Annotated in this window: 16 protein-coding genes; 4 read left to right on the top strand and 12 right to left on the bottom strand. The window is 59.2% G+C overall.

Annotation, left to right across the window (positions count from 1 at the left end; genetic code table 11):
• The 6 genes from GOX63_RS16220 to GOX63_RS16195 form a co-directional block, all read right to left on the bottom strand.
• Complete coding sequence (locus tag GOX63_RS16220) at positions 1-1,104, bottom strand: ABC transporter ATP-binding protein (protein WP_170546430.1); 1,104 nt, start codon at positions 1,102-1,104, stop codon at positions 1-3.
• Entirely contained in the window at positions 1,101-2,111 is a 1,011-nt protein-coding gene (locus GOX63_RS16215) for an ABC transporter ATP-binding protein (RefSeq protein WP_217356206.1), read from the bottom strand. The genes GOX63_RS16220 and GOX63_RS16215 overlap by 4 nt, the downstream gene beginning before the upstream one ends.
• A gap of 1 nt (position 2,112) precedes the next feature.
• A complete protein-coding gene (locus GOX63_RS16210) occupies positions 2,113-3,273 on the bottom strand; it encodes an ABC transporter permease (protein WP_170546427.1) in 1,161 nt (386 codons plus the stop codon).
• 3 nt (positions 3,274-3,276) lie between these two features.
• The gene (locus GOX63_RS16205; RefSeq protein ID WP_217356205.1) at positions 3,277-4,284 is read right to left on the bottom strand and encodes an ABC transporter permease; all 1,008 of its coding nucleotides are present in this window, start codon (positions 4,282-4,284) and stop codon (positions 3,277-3,279) included.
• 72 nt (positions 4,285-4,356) lie between these two features.
• Complete coding sequence (locus GOX63_RS16200) at positions 4,357-6,411, bottom strand: ABC transporter substrate-binding protein (RefSeq protein ID WP_170327574.1); 2,055 nt, start codon at positions 6,409-6,411, stop codon at positions 4,357-4,359.
• An 85-nt stretch (positions 6,412-6,496) separates the two neighbouring features.
• Positions 6,497-7,405 (bottom strand): LysR substrate-binding domain-containing protein, encoded by a 909-nt coding sequence (locus GOX63_RS16195; RefSeq protein ID WP_170327573.1) that lies wholly within the window; start codon positions 7,403-7,405, stop codon positions 6,497-6,499.
• 177 nt (positions 7,406-7,582) lie between these two features.
• Here GOX63_RS16195 and GOX63_RS16190 point away from each other — a divergent pair, with 177 nt between their 5' ends.
• Together GOX63_RS16190 and GOX63_RS16185 are read left to right on the top strand one after the other, a co-directional pair.
• A complete protein-coding gene (locus GOX63_RS16190) occupies positions 7,583-7,921 on the top strand; it encodes a hypothetical protein (protein WP_170327572.1) in 339 nt (112 codons plus the stop codon).
• Positions 7,914-9,140: an HlyD family secretion protein gene (locus GOX63_RS16185; protein ID WP_170327571.1), complete on the top strand. Its 1,227-nt coding sequence runs from the start codon at positions 7,914-7,916 to the stop codon at positions 9,138-9,140. The genes GOX63_RS16190 and GOX63_RS16185 overlap by 8 nt, the downstream gene beginning before the upstream one ends.
• Positions 9,141-9,205: 65 nt before the next feature.
• Here GOX63_RS16185 and GOX63_RS16180 read toward each other — a convergent pair whose 3' ends face one another.
• The 6 genes from GOX63_RS16180 to GOX63_RS16155 all read right to left on the bottom strand — a co-directional run bounded on the left by GOX63_RS16180 (position 9,206) and on the right by GOX63_RS16155 (position 16,730).
• Positions 9,206-11,992 carry a bifunctional aconitate hydratase 2/2-methylisocitrate dehydratase gene (locus GOX63_RS16180; protein ID WP_170327570.1) on the bottom strand — a complete coding sequence of 929 codons (2,787 nt, stop codon included), beginning with the start codon at positions 11,990-11,992 and terminating at the stop codon, positions 9,206-9,208.
• A 151-nt stretch (positions 11,993-12,143) separates the two neighbouring features.
• Positions 12,144-13,685 (bottom strand): polyamine aminopropyltransferase, encoded by a 1,542-nt coding sequence (locus tag GOX63_RS16175; RefSeq protein WP_170546424.1) that lies wholly within the window; start codon positions 13,683-13,685, stop codon positions 12,144-12,146.
• Complete coding sequence (locus GOX63_RS16170; protein WP_170327568.1) at positions 13,682-13,906, bottom strand: DUF350 domain-containing protein; 225 nt, start codon at positions 13,904-13,906, stop codon at positions 13,682-13,684. Before GOX63_RS16170 ends, GOX63_RS16175 begins: the two co-directional genes overlap by 4 nt.
• A gap of 176 nt (positions 13,907-14,082) precedes the next feature.
• Positions 14,083-15,387 carry a DUF4178 domain-containing protein gene (locus GOX63_RS16165; protein WP_170546421.1) on the bottom strand — a complete coding sequence of 435 codons (1,305 nt, stop codon included), beginning with the start codon at positions 15,385-15,387 and terminating at the stop codon, positions 14,083-14,085.
• Positions 15,384-15,938: a DUF4178 domain-containing protein gene (locus GOX63_RS16160; RefSeq protein ID WP_254435986.1), complete on the bottom strand. Its 555-nt coding sequence runs from the start codon at positions 15,936-15,938 to the stop codon at positions 15,384-15,386. Before GOX63_RS16160 ends, GOX63_RS16165 begins: the two co-directional genes overlap by 4 nt.
• A 108-nt stretch (positions 15,939-16,046) precedes the next feature.
• Positions 16,047-16,730, bottom strand: a complete 684-nt coding sequence (locus tag GOX63_RS16155) for a DnaA N-terminal domain-containing protein (protein ID WP_170546415.1) — start codon at positions 16,728-16,730, stop codon at positions 16,047-16,049.
• A 466-nt stretch (positions 16,731-17,196) separates the two neighbouring features.
• On the opposite strand from GOX63_RS16155, the gene GOX63_RS16150 reads away from it, so the two are divergent.
• Positions 17,197-18,504 carry an AAA family ATPase gene (locus tag GOX63_RS16150; protein WP_170327564.1) on the top strand — a complete coding sequence of 436 codons (1,308 nt, stop codon included), beginning with the start codon at positions 17,197-17,199 and terminating at the stop codon, positions 18,502-18,504.
• Positions 18,501-19,607, top strand: a complete 1,107-nt coding sequence (locus GOX63_RS16145) for a ParB/RepB/Spo0J family partition protein (RefSeq protein WP_170327563.1) — start codon at positions 18,501-18,503, stop codon at positions 19,605-19,607. The genes GOX63_RS16150 and GOX63_RS16145 overlap by 4 nt, the downstream gene beginning before the upstream one ends.
• Positions 19,608-19,748: the final 141 nt, after the last annotated feature.

Below are 19,748 nucleotides of genomic sequence, written 5' to 3'. Positions count from 1 at the left end.
TCAGGAACGCGAGAAATCGAAGTCTTCCGCGTAGTGGCAGGCGACGAAATGTTCCGGCTCAATCTCGCGCCAATCGGGCTGCTCGGCGCTGCAGCGCTCCTTGGCAAAGGGGCAGCGGGTGTGGAATCGGCAGCCGGACGGAGCGGCCAGCGGGTTGGGGATTTCGCCCTGCAGCCGGATCGGATCATAGCTTGCATCCGGATCAGCAGTGGGGATCGCGCTCAGCAGCGCGTGGGTATAGGGGTGTTTCGGTGCAAAAAACAGCTTTTCGGTCGGGGCATATTCGACGAATTTCCCGACATAGAGCACTGCGACCCGGTGCGACATCTGCGCCACGACACTCAGGTCATGGGCGATGAACAAGAAGGACACGCCCATCTCGTCCTGCAGGTCTTTCAGCAGGTTCACGATCTCGGCCTGAATCGATACATCCAAGGCTGAAACGCTCTCGTCACACACCACAAACTTGGGCTTCGAGACCAGCGCCCGCGCAATACAAATCCGCTGACGCTGACCTCCCGAAAACGCGTGGGGGAAGCGCCGCAGATGCTCCAAATTCAGCTTGCAGCGCGCTGCAATCTCGCGCACACGGGCGTCGATCTTTTCGCGATCCTTGATCTTGCCTGCGGCGACCAGTGGCTCGGCAATGATATCGCGCACGGTCATGCGGGGGTTCAGCGAGGAATACGGGTCCTGAAACACAAGGCTCATCTCGGGACGGAACGCGCGTAGCAGGTCTCCGGCCAACGTATGAACCTTGATGCCGCCGCCGCCTTCGCTGAAGGCCATGTTCATCTTGGACCGAACCTTGCGCAGCTCGGCCTCGGACGCGTGGGCTAGATCGATGTCGCCCTTGTTCTTGCGGTGAAAGATCACCTCGCCATCGGTCGGATCAATCGCGCGCAGGATGGCACGGCCCACGGTGGTTTTGCCCGAACCGGACTCACCCACCAAGCCGACAGTCTCACCGCGTTTGATGTCAAAGCTGACGCCATCAACGGCGCGCAGCATCTGCGCTTCGGTCTTGAACAGCTTGCGGGTCTTGATCGGGAAGTGGACGGACAGGTCCTTGACCTCGATCAGCGTGTCACTCTTGGAGGTCATGCCGCGCTCCGATCTTTGTCGCTGTGCAGCCAGCAGCGGACCGCGCGGCCGGGCATCGGGGTGGTTTCCACGGGTTCCTGCGCATCACAGATACCGGGAATGGCCTGCGCGCATCTGGTGTGGAATGGGCAGCCGGTGGGCCGGTTCGTGGGGCTGGGAATGTCCCCTGGCACCGGTTTCAGACGGTCATGCAGGTGCTCGACGCTGGGGATCGCGTCCAGCAGGCCCTGCGTATAGGGGTGCTGCGGGTTGCGAATGACCTCGCGCGCGGGGCCGCGTTCGACGATGGTGCCCAGATACATCACCGCCACGTCATCCGCGATCTGCGCGATCACTCCCAGATCGTGGGTGATGAAGATCATCCCCATGCCCAACTCGCGCTGCAGATCACGCATCAGGTCCAGCACCTGCGCCTGAATGGTCACGTCCAGCGCCGTTGTCGGCTCATCCGCAATCAGCAGGGCCGGACCTGCCGACAAGGTCAAGGCGATCATGGCTCGCTGACGCATCCCGCCCGACAACTCATGTGGATACTGGTCGATCCGGGCCGCCGCGTTCGAGATACCGACCTTGTCCAACATCTCAACCGCGAACTCCCGCGCCTCGCGTTTTTTGAGGCCCCGATGCAGCATGATGGCTTCCATCATCTGGTTGCCGATCGTGTAGACGGGCGAGAAGCTGGCCATCGGCTCCTGAAAGATCATGCCGATCTCACCCCCGCGGATGCGGCGCAACTCCCTGCTCCCATGCTTTAGGTGCCCCAGAGCGATGTCCTTGCCGCCTTTGTCGGTATAGGTCATCCGGGTGTTTTCCCCCAGCATCGCGGTACCGGGCAGCAGCTGCATCAGGGCTTTGGTTGAGATCGACTTGCCCGACCCGGACTCACCGACCAGACCCAGGGTGCGGCCTGCCTCGACCGCGAAAGTGACGCCTTGCACCGGCGTGATCACGCCCTCATCCGTGCGGAAGGAAATCGACAGGTTTTCGACGCTGAGCATTGTGGGCATGTCAGTGTGCCTCCGAATAGGGGTCAGCGGCATCGCGCAACCCGTCGCCGATCACGGTGAACGCCAGCACGGCCACAACCACGAACACGGCGGGGATGAACAGCCACGGGGTCTGTTCGATGGCCCGCACAGATTGCGCCTGTTGCAACAGAACCCCCCAAGACACCGAGGGCGGGCGCAGACCAAGCCCAACAAAAGACAGCGCCGTTTCCGACAGGATCATGTAAGGAAAGCTGATCACCAGATCGACGATGATAAAGCTGGTAAAGCTGGGCAGCATATGCTGCGCAATGATCCGGCCCGGGCGGGCACCGGCCAGTCGTGCGGCGACCACGTAATCCTCATTCCGGATCGACAGCAATTGGGATCGGATACGCCGCGCCAATGTCGGCCAGCCGAACAGGCCAAGGATCAGCGTCATCGCAAAATAGACCTGCGTGGTCGACCATTCCTTGGGCATGGCAGCGGCCAGCCCCATGTAAAGCGGAATGATGGGCACCACGCGGATCACCTCGGTCACGCGCTGAATCACGTTGTCGATGATGCCGCCGAAATAGCCCGCGACCCCGCCGATGATCAGCGCCAGCACGAACGAGATCAGCACCCCGATCACCCCGATCGACAGCGAGGTCCGGGTGGCATAGATCGTCCGGCTGAACACGTCACGGCCCAGATCGTCGGTGCCCCAGAAATGGATCTTCTGATCCGCATCGGGGCTGAGGCCGATAAGGTGGCGGTCAATCGGGATGAAGCCCAGCAGTTTGACCCGCTCACCTTTGACGAAGAACTGAATGTAGTGGCGCACTTCGGGGTCTGGCACTGAAATCGCGCGCAGGGTCACCGGGTCGCGTTCGGTTTTGGTGCCGTTGATGAAGGGCACCATCGAACAGCCGGCCGCATCGCAGAAGCGCGGCATCTGCGGCGCGCCCTCGATATATTTGGTGTCGCGGCTCACCGGACCATAGGGGGCGACAAACTCGGCAAAGATACCGGCCAGCGCCATCAGACCCAGCAAGGATGCGGCAATCATCGCCGCCCGGTGTCGGCGAAACCGCCACCAGATCAGGGTCCATTGCGAGGCCGAATAGTATTTCAACTGGCGTTCGCGTTCTTTTTCTTCGGCGGCCGACAGATCGTCTATCTGATGAGTTGCGTCAATCATGGTTCAGGCCCCCAGTTTGATGCGCGGGTCCAGCCACGCCAGCAAAAGGTCCGAGAAAAAGTTCATGAACACGATGGCAAAGGTCAGCATCAGCAAGATCGCGCCCGCCACGTTCATGTCGAGATCCAGGTAAGCCTTCAGCAGCAGCTCACCCAGTTCGGTCAGGCCCAGCACCACAGCCACGATCGGCAGTTCCGAGAATATGCGGTTCACGTCAAAGCCGATGGTCGAGACAACCGGGTTGATCGCCAGACGCGCGGGATACTTGATCAGCAGCTTGGTTTCCGGAACACCGCGCGCTCGAGCCGCGGTGACCGAAAGCTTGTTCAGCTCATCCGACATGGTCGCCCGCACGGTCTGAATCTGATAGGCCACCGCCGACCAGGCCAGCACCACCGCAGGCAGCCACAGGTGTTTCATCATGTCCCAGACCTTGGCCGCCGACCATGGCGCGTCTCGGTATTGGGCCGAAAACAACCCACCGATATCGGCCCCGAACCAGCGGTTGGCGAAATACAGCATCACCAGCGCCAGCAGGAAGTTCGGCAACGCCAGCCCGAGGTATGAAAACACCGTAAGGCCATAATCGACTGCTGACCCACGCCGTACCGCAGCAAAAATGCCGATGGGGATCGATACGATGTAGGTCAGCAGGAGGGTGGCGAACAGGATACCGGCGGTTAGCCAGACCTTGTCGCCGATCACTTTGGTCACGGATGTCTCAAACGCAAAGGCCTGCCCGAAATCCCAGTGCAGGACGATGCCACCGATCCAGTCGAAATAGCGCAACACCATGGGCTTATCCAAACCCAGATCGCGCCGTATGGCTTCGATATCCGCCTCAGTAACATTCACCCCGGTCCCGGAATATTTGCGAAAGGCATACCGGTCGGCATAGTCGCCGGGCGGCAGCTCCATGATCAGAAAGACCATCACCGACACCAGCGCCATGGTGATGACCATCCCGACAAAGCGTTCCAGAGTGAATCTCAGCAAAATGGTGTCCCCCATCAGGCCGTCCAAGGCCGATACCGGAGCGCAGGTGGACTGCGCTCCGGTGATTTGTTCAGACTGTTGTCTGAGTTACTGCTCCAACCACCACTGCGAGGGGCGGTACGGATAGGTCCAGTAGAAGTCATAGGTCTTCGACTTGATCGGCTTCACATTCTGCAGGTCGTTGCGATGCAGGAAAGGTGAGACAATGTCGCCGACGGTCCCGATTTTCAGCATGTTGTCGGTGTGGATTTGAACGATCTCTGCGCCCAATTTGTTGCTTGCATCGGTGCCCATTTCCACCTGGATGAATTTCTCGCTCAGATCCCAGAGCTTTTTGATGTCTTCCGGCGGCTCGATGCCTTCGGCGCCACCGGTGGTTTTCCACGCGGCCCAGTCGAACCCGGTGCCGGGGTTGAAGACATCGCCAAACGGCGGGATGAACACGGTGACATCCTGGCTGATGGTCGGACCGGCATTGCCGTCGTATTTCCAGGTGGTCACTTCCAGATCGTTGTTGTTGCCCGATGCGCGGTATTCGTCCGAGGTGACCTCTTTCAGATCGACGCGAACACCCACGGCACTCCAGTAATCACGCACCAGCTCCTGCATCTTCACAGGCACACCCTGCGACGAGTACACCAGACGGATCACCAGCGGCTTGCCATCGGGACGTTCCAAGGTGCCGTCGCCATCAGGGTCCGTCAGGCCCATTTCGGCCAGCAACGCCTTGGCGCCTTCGGGGTCATAGGCGATGTCGCGGTTCAGAACCTCGTCCGAGACGAAGGACACGGTTTTGGGTTCCGCAGGCACACCCTGCATCGGAGTACCCTGACCCAGATAGACGATCTCGTTAATTTCGTCGCGGTTCATCGCCTTCGACATGGCGCGATTAAAGCGGATGTCGTTGAAGATTTCGCGCAGTACCGGGTCTTGGTGGGTGCGGTTGAACGAGTAGAAAACGTTCTCGCCAAAGGTCGGGGCGAAGTTGATGGTGTAGCCACCCTTGCCTTCGTTTTCCTTCAGCAGCGGAAAGTCTTCCAGGAATACGGCCTGCTGTTTCCAGACCACATCACCGTTCATGATCTTGAGGTTCTGAACTTCTTTGTCGCCGACATAAGTCTCAACGATTTCGTTGATGTAAGGCAACTGGTTACCGGCGGTGTCGACCTGGTGGAAATAGGGGTTCGCCACCAGCTTGCGGCCTTCGGCATTTTCCTCGACCACGATGTAGCTTTCCAGCGTCGGAACCACGGCGCGGCCGATCTTGGCGGCTTTATCGGCGTCCTTCAGCAGCGGGCTGGGAACGTCTTTCCAATCCGAACCACCATAGTAGAAGTCAACAGCGGCAGCGGCGTTTTCAAAACCGTATTCCTGTGCCAGCGCATCGGCGTTTTCGTTGTACTTGGGCATGAACTGGCCCAGGAAGTGCTTGGGTTGGAACGGCTGGCCGTAATCCACGGCAAAGCGGTTCAGAATGCCCGGGGTCGGCACCGGGAAGGTGAACTTGACGGTGGTATCGTCAACCGCCTCGACCTGAGCCTTTTCACCGGCGAACAGCCAGCGGTTGGGGGCTTGATCGTAAACATCTGTGTTGTAGATGACGTCGTTCATCCAGAATTCGACGTCGGCGGCGGTGAAGGGCTCGCCATCCGACCACTTGTGACCTTCGCGCAGAACAATAGTCAGTTCGGTGTAGTCGTCGTTCCAAGACCATGCTTTTGCAATGTTCGGAACAACGGTTTGCAGGTCGTCGGCATAGCGTACGAAGTTGACGTGACGCACCGACAGCAGGTCGGATGTGCCCGATTCCGTACCTTTGGACAGGCCGGTGATGACACCGCCATATTGGCCAACCATGGCATAAGGCATGACCACCAGCGGTTCGACCGGCAGACGCTCGGCCACCGGGGCCAGGTCGGCGTTGCCCAGAATGCGGCCGTTCAGCTCGGCGATTGCGGGGTTTTCCGCAAAGCTCAGCTCGCAAGAGGCTGCATCCTGCAGCTCAGCCAGTTCCAGCTGCTGCGGGTGAACGGGGCTCAGGCCCATGGGGTCCGCAACGGTGGCAGCGGGGCAATTGGCCAACACCGGCGTGCCCAAAGCAGCCAAAGCGGTGAACGAGAGCAATGAGGTACGAAGTTTCATAACCATCCCAACATATTTGTGACGTCGGGTGTGCTAGGCTTGGAAGTTAACAAATTTATGATAGTTGGGGTGATATAGAAAAATGCTATGAGGCCTTCGGCGACACAAAAGCTTCACATTCATGCATTTCCTCGGTGATCCGGAAAAAGCTGGATACGGCGGCGGTCTGGCGCATGGCGGGCAAACAGGCCAGAAAGTGACATGCGATCAGGTTCTTGTCCTCAATGGGCACAAACCGGATACCGGATTCGCCCTCGCATTCCTGCGCGAATGCGACACCCACACCAACCCCCGAATCCACCAGCGTCCGAATGGATCCCCACGACCCGAGGCCCAGAATCGTCGTCAGTTTCGCCCCTCTCAGCCGCGCCGCAGAATCAAATATCCGCCGTGTCGAGGATGTCGGCTCGCGCTGAATCAGCTTTAGCGGCTCGACATCCTTCCATGTCGCTGTTTCGGCATCAGCCAGCGGGTGATCTTCTGGCACGATTAACCCGATCCGCGTTTCGGATATCTTGACCCCGGCCAGATCGGGCGGCAGTTCCTTGGCCGTGAACAGGCCAACATCGAATTCGCCGGAATACAGCAGCGGCAGCATGTCATGCGTGGCCAAAGCGCGCGCAGTCACATCGACCGCCGGAAACGCCCGCACGAACTCGGAAATCAGCGGAATCGCGATCTGAAAGGTCGTATACCCGATATGCAAACTGCCAGAATGCAGATCCCGTTCAGAGGTCAAAACGGTATCGATACTGTCACGTAGCGCGATCAGCGCCTTGATGTCGCCCCGGATCTTGTTCAGCAGCGGGGTCGAGGTGATCGCCGCGCCGGACCGGTCCAGCAACCGGCACTGGTATTGTTGCTCCAACGAATAGACCAGGTTGGACACCGTCGGCTGTGAAACGCCCAGTTCCTTCGCCGCCAGCGTGAAACTGCCCTGCCGGACAACAGCTTCGAGGGCCTGCAATTGCTTGAGGCTCATTTTCGACTTCATGCGTTCATCCGTTCTCTCGGCGTTCTGCCGTCACCATAGACAAAAAGCACGCGTGATCCATCGCGCATCCTGTGGCCCGTTGCCCTTGATCACAGGCGCCCGTCAGGCACCAACATTGATTTTCTTGAATGTAAGCGCGTATCCTTTCCATAGATCATTTGAATTACGGGGGTTTGCATGGACAGCTCTCTTTCTGATGAGGCGCTGGCACGGCTGCCCTTCTGGGTCACGCCGCCGGGCGAGACGGACGGCTTTTTGATCGTGGTCGGCATCCTGCTTGTTCTTGTTTTGCTGGGGTTCGGAGCACTTTATTTTACGATACAGGCCATTCCAGACCGGATGGCTGCCGGGGCGCACAAGGTGCAGATGCAGCTGGTGGGTGTTTTAGGGCTGATCTCGCTCTTCACCCTGAACAACGCGTTCTGGATCGCGGCCATTCTGGTTGCCGCTGTGCCGCTCCACGAAATCTTCCCTTTGCAGGGTGAGGCCCGGCCGTCGGAGCAAACCGATGCTTGAACTGATCTTCTCGGCCCTGATCACGATTGTCCCCGATTACCTCTATCGTCGGTACAAACAGGGCAAACGCTGGGGCCATGAAATCACCCTGTTCAATATCTGGTACGAACTGCGCTGGGGCCTGACTGCCTGTGCCATTCTCGCCGTGACCCTGATTACCGTCATTTTCTACTTCCACCCCTCCACCCGCAACGTGTCCGCAGTCTTTCGCACCGTAACCATCCTGTCGGATCGCGGGGGCCGCGTGGCCGAGGTCTATGTCACCAACAACGAAGCCGTCACTGCCGGCCAGGCCATCTTTCGGTTGGACACCACCCGTCAGGAGGCAGCGGCAGAAACCGCCCGCCGCCGGATCGAAGAGGTTGACGCAGCCCTTGGCGTGATCGTCGCGGATATTGCCGCCGCACAGGCGCAGCTTGACGCGGCCGAGGCCGATTTCCGTCAGGCCACCGATGATCTTGAACGCCGCCAGTCGCTGGCAGAACGCAATGACGCAACTGTTAGCGAGCAAGAGCTGGAACGGCTTCAAACCGCTGTCTCGCGCGCCGACGGCCAGCGCGCTGCTGCGCTTGCCGCAGTCGACGGGATCAAACTGCGCCAGAACACCTTGCTGCCAGCCCAACGCGACAGCGCCCGCGCCGTTTTGGCCGAAGCCGAGGCCGAAATCGCCAAATCCACCGTCTTTGCCGAGGTCGATGGGACAGTAACGCAATTCCTTCTGAAACCGGGCGATATCGTGAATCCGATCTTACGGCCTGCAGGCATTCTGGTGCCGAACGTCACCGGGCAAGGACGTTTCGTGGCCGCGTTTGGTCAGATATCAATAAGTGTTCTTAAGCCGGGCATGCTGGTCGAGATCACCTGCGCGGCCAAACCGCTGACGATCATTCCAATGGTCGTCGATGAGGTGCAGGACGCCATAGCCGCCGGTCAATTCCGTCCCGGCGACGCGCTGCTGGACCCGCAGGACCGCGCCCGCCCCGGTAGCGTGACAGCTTTCCTTGCACCCGTTTTCCCGGACCACCTTGATCACATCCCGCCCGGCAGCGCCTGCGTCGGCGTCGCCTATACCAGCCGCGCGCAGGAAATCGAGGCCGGAGAGATCACCGGTTTCTCAGCCTTTGTGGCACGGATCGTGGATGGGATGGGGATCGCCAACGCCATTGTTCTGAGGGCGCAGGCCATCCTGCTGCCAGTTAAGGCGCTGGTGTTTTCCTGACAGGCGGTCGAACGCCGCGTCGGAAAAAAATCAGGCCGGTTCTATCTGAACCGGCCTGAAAAATTTTAGAAGTGCGCCGACTTGGTGCTTTCCGGCACAACCGGCGGGGCGAACTTGGTCAGGTCGATGCCTTCAACCGCCGCCTTGTACTCTTCGATCTTAGGCGTCCGGCCCAGGATCGCCGACAGCACGACAACCGGGGTCGAGGCCAGCAGGCTTTCACCTTTCTTGTCCGGCGCATCCGCCACAACGCGGCCCTGGAACAGGCGGGTCGAGGTGGCCAGAACCGTGTCACCCTTGGCGGCTTTCTCCTGGTTGCCCATGCAGAGGTTACAGCCGGGGCGCTCGAGATAAAGGATGTTCTCATACTCGGTACGCGCCTGCGTTTTCGGGAACAGGTCGTCGAACTCGAAGCCCGAGTATTTCTCGAGCACTTCCCAGTCGCCCTCTTCCTTCAACTCGTCGATGATGTTGTAGGTCGGTGCCGCGACCACCAGGGGGGCCTTAAACTCGACCTTGCCGGTTTCCTTTTCCAGATTTTTCAGCATCTGCGCGACGATCTTGATGTCGCCCTTGTGCACCATGCACGAGCCGACAAAGCCCAGATCCACTGTCTTTTCCGCTTTGTAGAACGAAATCGGACGGATCGTGTCGTGGGTATAGCGCTTGGAGACATCGGCGTTGTTGACATCCGGGTCGGCGATCATCGGCTCGACGATCTGATCCAGATCGACAACAACTTCGGCGAAGTATTTCGCGTTGTCATCGGGACGCAGCGCGGGTTGTTCACCCGACTTGATCTCGGCAATGCGGGCGTCCGCGATGTTGATCAGCTTTTGCAGCATGCCGTTTTCATGCTCCATGCCCTTGTCGATCATGATCTGGATACGCGACTTGGCCAGTTCCAGCGAACCGATCAGGGTGTCGTCATTCGAGATACAGACCGAGGCTTTGGCCTTCATCTCGGCGGTCCAGTCGGTGAAGGTAAAGGCCTGGTCCGCCAGCAGCGTGCCGATATGCACTTCGATCACGCGGCCCTGGAAAACGTTGTCGCCATGCTGGTCCAGCATCTGCGCCTGGGTCGCGTGCACCACGTCACGGAAGTCCATGTGCTCGGCCATGTTGCCCTTGAAGGTCACCTTGACCGATTCCGGGATTGGCATCGAGGCTTCACCGGTGGCCAGCGCCAGCGCCACGGTGCCCGAGTCGGCCCCGAAGGCCACGCCTTTGGACATGCGGGTGTGGCTGTCGCCGCCGATGATGACCGACCAGTCATCCACGGTGATGTCGTTCAGCACCTTGTGGATCACGTCGGTCATCGCGTGATAGACACCTTTCGGGTCACGACCGGTGACCAGACCGAAATCGTTCATGAACTTCATCAGGCGCGGCGTGTTAGCCTGCGCCTTGGCGTCCCAAACCGATGCGGTGTGACAACCCGACTGATAGGCACCGTCCACGCTGGACGCTACGACGGTCGCGGCCATCGCCTCAAGCTCCTGCATGGTCATCAGACCGGTGGTGTCCTGCGAGCCAACGATGTTGACCTTCACACGCACGTCCGACCCGGCGTGCAAGGTCTTGCCCGGCGTGGTGCCCACGGCGTTCTTGTTGAAGATCTTCTCAACCGCAGTCAGGCCCTGACCTTCGTGGCTGATCTCTTTCGACGGAGCAAAGACCAGCGGTGCCTCGACGCCCAGCGTTTCGGCCGCAAATGTCTGCAGTTTCTTACCGAAGACAATGGCGTAGGACCCGCCCGCCTTCATGAATTCCACCTTTTGCGGGGTGAAGGACGCGGACACATCCACCAGTTCCTCACCATCTTCGCTCAGCAGCTTGTGGTCTTTGGAGTTGATCTTCAGAACCGTGCCGGTTGCAACCGAATAGGCCTCTTCCAGGATCGGGTTGCCGTCATTGTTCAGGATCGCGTTGCCGTCTTCGTCGACTTTCTTGACCCAGTTCTTCAGGTCGATGCCGATACCGCCGGTCACACCAACAGTGGTCAGGAAGATCGGCGAGATACCATTGGTGCCCGCTACGATCGGAGCGAAGTTGACAAAGGGTACATAGGGGCTGGCCTGCTTGCCGGTCCACAGCGCCACGTTGTTCACGCCCGACATCCGAGACGAGCCCACACCCATGGTGCCTTTTTCGGCGATCAGCATCACGCGCTTGTTGGGGTGCTGAATTTTCAGGGCTTCGATTTCCTGTTGCGCCTTCTCCGAGATAAAGCACTTGCCGTGCAGTTCCCGGTCAGCGCGCGAGTGAGCCTGATTGCCCGGCGACAGAAGGTCGGTCGAGATATCGCCCTCGGCCGCGACATAAGTGACAACTTCGATCTCTTCGTCGACATCCGGCAACTTGGTGAAGAACTCGGCCTTGGCGTAGCTTTCCAGAATATCCTTCGCCACTGCGTTGCCGGCCTCGAACGCGGCCTTCAACCGGTCGGTGTCGGCGTCATACAGGAAGACCTGCGATTTCAGCACTTCTGCAGCTTGCCCGGCAATCGCGGCGTCCTCACCCAGGGCCAGGTCAAGCAGAACCTCAACCGAAGGGCCGCCTTTCATATGCGACAGCAGTTCGAACGCAAAAGGAACCGAGATTTCCTCGACCACGGCTTCGCCCAGAATGATCTCTTTCAGGAACTTGGCCTTTTCACCTGCGGCGCTGGTTGTGCCCGGCAGCGTGTTATAGATGAAAAAGTTCAGCGACTCCGCCCGGTGCTCGTTGCCGGCATCCTTGATCTGATCGACGATCTCTTTGACAAGGGCGCCATCATCGATGGGCTTGGGGTGCAGCCCCTGTTCCTTACGGGTTTCGATTTCGCTGAGGTAGTCTGTGTAAAGGCTCATGGCTGATCCGGCTGTTTGCAATTGGTGACGCTATTTGCCGGATTCGCAGCACTCTGACCAGACCCGGCATTCATTTGTATGCGGCGGTATACCATTCCACAGAAAATATCAAGGGACCATCTGCGCGGCTTGCTCCTGCCGGGGTGGCAATTCACCGGAACCAGTAATCCCAGCCGTCCAGATAGTACCCGGTCAGAACATGAGTCTGCAGCGTATTGGGTTCGGCTGCGACGCGATCCATATCCGAACCGAACACCTGCGCCGCCTGCCAGACATCATCGGTCAGATAGGTCAGCCCGTCCGGCAGCTTCAGATTCCGTCCCGGCAGCGGTTCGGGCGAGGCCAGAACGAATCCCCACTCGCCGAAACTGGGCACGTAGCTGTGATAGGGCAGTGTATGCAGCCCCTGCCCCGGCTGTTGCGGATTGCGACTGCTGTTCAGGGTTTCCACCACCGACCAGAAGGCCTGCCGCGCAAAGAAAGGTGATCCGGCCTGCGTGACCAATAGCCCCTGACCGCTCAGCCGTTCGACGGCCAGACCATAGAATTGCCGCGTATACAGCCGCGACAGCGCAATGGATTTCGGGTCCGGCAGGTCGATGAGGATCACATCGTAAACCCGATCCTCTCCTTCCAGGAATTTCCACGCATCCTTATTGATTATAGAGACGCGCGGATCAGACAAGGCCCCATCGTTCAGGGCTGACAGATCCGGATGGTCGCGGAACACCTGCGTGACACGCGGGTCCAGATCGACCAACGTCACGCTTTCGACGCCGTCGTATCGCAACACCTCACGCACGGCCATTCCGTCGCCGCCGCCCAGCACCAGAATATCCGCACGCCGCGGGGCCAGCGCCATGGCGGGATGGACCAGGGGCTCGTGATAGCGGTGTTCATCCAAAGTATCGAATTGGATCGAGTGGTTCAGGAACAGCCTCACCCGGTCGCGATAGCGCGTCACCGTGATCTGCTGATAGGGCGTCGCTTCGGACAGGATCACGTCATCCTCGAACAGTTCGGCCTCGGTAACCGAAACAAGTTTCTCGGAATGCCACAACGCCACCATGGTCGCTGCAAAAGCCAGCACCCAGATGGCCACCTGCAACCGGCTGGCCCAGTGCCGGAACAGGAACAGCGACAACCCCGCCACCGCCAGGTTCAACCCGCCAAAAGCCAGACTGGCCGACATCAGCCCCAGATGCGGGATCACCAGTAAGGGAAAAGCCAGCGAGGCCACCAGCGCGCCCACGTAATCAACGCTCAGGACATTTTCGAACCGGAATTTCAGCGCGCCGATCTCTTCCAGAACCCGCGCGATCAGGGGGATCTCCATCCCCGACAGCACCCCGATAAGGATCAGCGCCGCGTATAAAGGCGTCGCTACATGCCCCATCCACGCGTAGTTCAGGAACAGCACCGGCGCCATGAATCCGCCGACGATGCCCAGCAGAATCTGCGCCCAGACAAAACCGGAGAACGCGTGGGTCACAAAGCGTGACAACCACGCCCCCAACCCCATCGCCGACAGGAATATCCCGATCACCAGCGAGAACTGCCGCACCGAATCCCCAAGCAGATAGCTGGAAAGCGTGGCCGCGATCAGCTCATAGATCAGCCCGGCGACGGCAACCAGAAACGTTGCGGCCAGCAGCCACGCGGCGCGGGCCTCGACCGCGCGGGCCGCTGTCATGACAAAATGACGGCGGCGATGATGATAGCGACCGAGACGAACAGCAACCCGATCAGGATCGACAGCGCCACGTTCTGGTCATGCTCGATCTCGCGCACGATGGAAAACGGCGTCAGCCAGTCGATCACCTTCCACACCACCCACATCAGCGTGACGCCTAGAAAGGTGTAAAAGATCGTGCTGATAATCTCTGCAATCTGAATGGCTGCAAAATATTCCATGATGTCCCCGTTATTTCACGCGATTTGATCGATAATAACCGCCGCCGTCACTGCCGACGCGAACGGATCTGTCCAGGTCACGGCTTTCGCCGCCGTAACCGTTGTAAGTTACATATCCCGTGGCCCCCACGGCCGCGGTTGAGATCAGAAGGAAGATGATCCGGAATGCAGTCACGTTAATCCTCGTCTACCCAGTCAGACCCGGACCAACGCGCCCGTCGATGCAGCCATTTACGCCCGAACTGATACAGGAACAACGCCCCGAAGACCGCGCCCAGAAACGCCATCCATTTGCCGGTGAACAAACCTGTCCGCACTTCCAGCCTTAAACGGGTGAACGGTTCGCCCGACGGATGTTGCCGACCGTTCCCGCCATGCCACAGTCCTTTTTCGGCCGCCGACAGAGCCAGAGTGTAGGTTCCGCTGGCTTCTGGGCGAAAGCGCAACCGGGTCACGGGCGATCCTTCTCGCCAACTGCCGTCGGCGTCCCGGCCGGAATAGGATTCGATGGTGCGGCCGGTCTCGAACACCGGTTGGCCGTTCGGGTCCAGCATCTCCATTTCAAGATAGGCCCAGCTGTTCCGCATATCGCCGGTGACCCGAATCGAGGTCAGCCTGTTGTCGGCCTCCAGCGGAATGGCAATCTCAACCGGCAGGTCCCGCATATCCACTTGGGTGTTGCGCAACACAGTCCGCCCGGTGTGCAGGTTGAACCCCAAAGCCATCACCAGACAGATGGCTGCGAACACGAACGAGCTGATCAGCAGGAACTGATAGTTCCGGCCCGCCACAAAAGGTTGCAGCGGATGGACGCGAAAGGGCTTGAGGTCCAACGCGACGCCAAAGGCCGCTTCGGCCTCGGCCTTGGTCACATAGATCGAACGGTAGGTTTCGCGTTCGCTGCCCGTTTGAGAAAATCCAAGCATCGCCGAGTCGGACATGGCCGTGATGGTCGTCGTCCTCTCACCAAATTTCGGCCTCCAGGTAAATTCGCCTTCTACATAGGTGATCTTGCTGGTCGTGGTCTCGTAGTAGCGGAATGGTTCCCTATTGATATGAATGGTCGGTCGATGCTCGGCGCTTTCCACCACGCGTTCGGACAGCCAGCCGGTTCCCCTGTATCGCCGCGAAAACACAAGATGATTGTTCTCAAGCGTCAGCCACGCATAGCCATGGGTCGGCGAATAAAGCTGATGGTCAACCCAAGTGAAGACACGGCCGGCCCACCGCTCGGTATGTTGAACCAGTCCGATGATGGCAAACTCGACATCATACAACGTACCACGCATCCCGATCGAAAACGGTGTCCGGGGTCTTCTCCGATCGGTGAACTTACGCAGAACTTTATAATTGTCCTGCGCATTCAATTCTGATCCGCAAAATTCGCAGATTTTGACCACTACCCGTCCACCGCCCAAAACGTCCAGTCCGGCGCCGCAGGAGGTGCAGTTGATGGATGTAAGCTCGGGCGTCCGGGTCATGTCTGTTTCAGCACCTTCACCCCGAACGGGTCGTGCCAGCGCCCCTCGTACCACGCTTCGTTCTCGCCCCAGAACTCACCAGACAACAGCCGGAAGCCATCGGTCGAGGCATTGACGAACCGATATGTCTCGCCCACGCGCAGTTCCTCGTCAAACTGCCCGCGCAGGGCGATGCATTCGGCCTGTTCTACCTCGGTGACGGTATAGGTGCTGTCCTTAAGCGTCAGCGTCTCACCGGGTTTGAACGGAGGTCTGGCCCTAGGCGTCTGTTCTGCAGGGATACGGGTCTGTTCGACCACGTCGCCTTCGTCCACCGAAATCCAAGAGGTCACCCCCGTTTGCGACACCCCGCAATATTCGTCCCAGAAGCCCCGACCGTAGGAATAGCGCGCGTGGCCAAGGATCTGTAGCGTCTTGCGCCCCAGTTCGATGCTATCACCAGCCCGGAACAACAAAGGCGCATCATGCATCACGCCTTGCTCTCCAGCCTGTTCGATATGGTCACCTTTCAGAAACAGCGTTGTGCCGCATGACGGGCAAGTCACGAGCATGGCGGTTTTCAAGATGATCGGGCATAAAGACCCGCAATTGGGACAATTGAAATCCTGCATGGCTTCAGGTCGCGCAAAGAAGTGAAAATTTCAAGCTGTGATTGAACCTTACTCGGTGGCTTCCACTCGGATGCTGCGCACATCCGGCTCAATGCGGCTGTAGGCGGCCAGCAACCGTCCGGTCCATTTCTGCGCAATGTAATCGGCCATGAACCGGGACGGCGCCAAAAGCGTCACCCTCCCCCCTGCCCTGTCGGCCTCGGTCAGATGACGGAACCAACTGGCCCAAAGCTCGGGGTCGCGCCCGTGCAGGATGGCCTGAACCTGTGTCCAGACATCCCCGTCCGCGACATCCGGCGGCGATGGTTTGGCTGTGAAAGGCACCACATTGGTTTCCGCCTCGGGTTCGTCCGTCATTCGTGCCAGGAAATCCGATCCGATCGTTGGCCAGACTTCGGACGTGTCGATCATCAGCTGTTTCAGATCCAGCTCGTAGACCGCGACCCGCCCCCGTGCCGCCGGTCGCTTGACCGCGATCCAACCCATGGTCCGCAGCTTGGCCATCTCACGCTTGACGGTACGTTCGTTCACCGACCATAGGCGAGCGATTTCCTCGCGGCCGATCGACAGCTCATTGTTGCGCCAGTTATAGCGAGTGGTGATCAGGGCAATGATACGCAGGATACTACGCTGCCGATGCTTGTCGCCCGACAGGGCGTGCACGGTCAGTGCCGACAGAATGTCATATTTTATTGCGGGCGCATTTCGCCCGATCGGTTTTGCAACATGCATTCCCGTTCCTACCGCTCTGTCTGCCTCAGGCGGTTATACCGCCACTGTTGCGCTGTTTGCCAACGCTTTTCGTCTTGATGCCCTGATTAGCGTCCAAACCGACGATTCTGTCAAGTGGAGTCTGATTTGAAGCCGGATGTCGGCCAAACCCAATTCAAAATTAAGAAAAAAAATTGGTGAAGTATTGGTGATGGGGGACACCCAAGCTGCCCCCCTATTGGCCTATTTTGTCCCCCAAAATGGGGTGGTTTCGGATCTTGTGACCCCCTAAATCCAGTCTCAGGGCTCACAGGTATGTCCCCTACCGAATCGCGGGCCTCCGAATCGGCTGGCGGCCACGAAACCCTTGATTTCTTACCCGTGGGTAAGATCACAGTGTCATCATATTTCCTTTTGCGTAAAGCGCAAATCAAGCGTAAATAGGAAGAACATATAAAATAGCGTCCAAAACGATGAGACTTGAGGCATGTACACGCACGAAGACCTGAACGCATTGCGCAATCAGTCCCTCAAACTGCAGGGCTGGATTCGCCAGCAGACCTTCAGCCCCGAGATGGAGAAGACCCTCCGCCGGTTTTCAAGCTGGGAGGTGTCCGAGCTGATCTTTCGCGTCAACCAGTCCACCTTTCGCGGCAAGCTGGCCGCCGACCCGTCGCTGCCCGGCGGTGAGGTCGAGCCCGAAGGCCGCCAGCGCTGGTTCAGCCTGGAAGAGGTAAATGAACTGCGGCGGCGACTGAAAGTGAACCGCAAATCCCTGATGCCACCCCGCCCCGTCGGAAAGCGCGCCATTCGCGCCGCGGTGGCCAACTTCAAGGGCGGCGCGGGCAAGTCCACCGTTGCCCTGCACCTGGCCCATGCGGCGGCGCTGGATGGCTATCGCGTGCTGGTGGTGGATTTCGACCCGCAGGCGACGCTGAGCCATTCGATGGGTCTGACCGACGTGGCCGAGGATTTCACCGTTTGGGGCATCATGGCCCGCGACCTGATCCGCGAAACCGAGCGGATGAACAACCGCCCCGCGGCGGCCGAGTCCGGCACCGCCCTGCCCCGCCGAGAATTGCCGCCCTCGATCACCGATATGGGTCTGGGCGATCTGCGCATCTCGGACTTCATCAAGCAGAGCTCATGGTCGACGATCGACGTCATCCCCTCATGCGCCAACGCGGCCTTCGTGGAATTTGCCTCGGCCCAGTACCGGCATCTGAACCCCGAGTGGTCGTTCTTTGCAGCCGTGTCGCGCTATCTGGATCAGATCCCCGATGACGCCTATGACTTGATCTTGTTCGATTGCCCGCCTGCGATTGGCTATCAGTCGATGAACGCGGTCTTTGCCGCCGACATGCTCTATGTTCCCTCAGGTCCCGGCTATTGGGAATATGACTCGACCACTTCCTTCATTGGTCAGCTGGCCGAAGCGTTGGAAGATCTTGCCTACGGTTTCGACAAAACCTTACCCACGGGTAAGATCGGCCTGCCAAAAACCTTCTGCGAGATGCGCTTCCTGCTGACCCGCTACGAACCGGGCAACGCCTTGCACCTGGCTATGTTCGATGCCTTCAAGAAAGTGTTCGGTGAACATGTCGCCGAACATCCGGTTGAGATGACCCGCGCTGTTGAGCAATCCGGCCGGTTCCTGAGTTCGGTCTACGAGATGGACTACCGCGAGATGACGCGGGAAACCTGGCGCCGCGCGCGCTCGACCTTTGACAATGTGTACGAGGAATTCCGGGGCGTGATGCTGTCGGCCTGGGACCAGCTGGAGGATGACGCATGAGCCGTAAACGCAGAATGTTTGACATCGACATGCCGGCCATGGAGGAGATCCCGGTCGGTAAGGTCCCAGACAAGGTGCTTGAGAAACGGCGCGGGCCGATGGCCACAGCAATCTCAGAAAACGCCGACGCGCTGCGTGACCAGCAATCGACCGAGGACACCATCCGGGCCGAAAACGACCGTCTGGCGCATGAGCTGGTTCGCCTGCGGTCCGAAGGGTTGGTGACCGAACATGTGTCGCTGTCGGATGTGGTGACCGAAAAACTGACCCGAGACCGTAAGCCCGGCCCCGACCCCGAGTTGGACGAGTTGAAGGACTCGATCCGCGATATTGGCCTGTCGAACCCGATCCGGTTGGAGCGCCGTTCCGATGGTCGGTTCGACCTGATCCAGGGGATGCGCCGTCTGTCGGCCTATAGGGCGCTGCTCGAGGAAACGGGCGGCGATCTCTATGCCAAGATACCGGCGGGCATTTCCGAAGCTGCCGATCTGAGCGACAGCTACCGCCGCATGGTAGATGAAAACCTGATCCGCAAGGACATTTCCTTTGCCGAGATGGGCGCGCTGGCCCGGGCCTATGCCGAGGACCCGGCGAATGGCTGCCCCGACGTAGACAAGGCCGTTGCGATCCTGTTCAAATCCGCCAGTTACACCAAGCGCAGCTATATCCGGTCTTTCGCCAGTCTGCTAATGATGCTGGACAAAGTGCTGATGCATCCCAACGATATTCCGCGCAATCTGGGAGTGGAGCTGAAACGCAAGCTCGACGCCAATCCGAGCTTGATCCGTCAGGTCAGCACCGCGGTGATGAATGAACCGGATCGGGATGGACCGCGCGAAGTTGCGATACTGCGGACGTTCGTCGAAACCGAAGAGCGTACACCCAAGAAACACGCGAACGCCACGGGTGGAAAAACGCGGCGGGCAAAAACCACGTTTCAGGTGTCCGGACGGGCAGGGGTTGCGAAATGCTCGGCCTCGAGCGGGCGGATCGAACTGCGCTATGATCTGGATTTTACCCGCGTGGATCGCGCCAAGCTAGAGCAGGCCATTGCAACCCTGATCGACGATCTGCAGGAAGAAGGGGATCTTACCCACGGGTAAGTTTTTGGTTCCGAAGTTTGCGAATGGAAAACGCCGGGTCAATCGCCCGGCGTTTTCTTTTCCGCAGATCACCCCAGCAGGTCTGTCGCCGGGTTTTCTGCGATATCCACGTCCTCATAATATCTCTGCGCCTGTGCCATG

The organism is Ruegeria arenilitoris, from assembly GCF_013031355.1.
Lineage (GTDB): Bacteria > Pseudomonadota > Alphaproteobacteria > Rhodobacterales > Rhodobacteraceae > Ruegeria > Ruegeria arenilitoris_C.
This window is presented reverse-complemented; position numbering and strand designations above follow the sequence as displayed.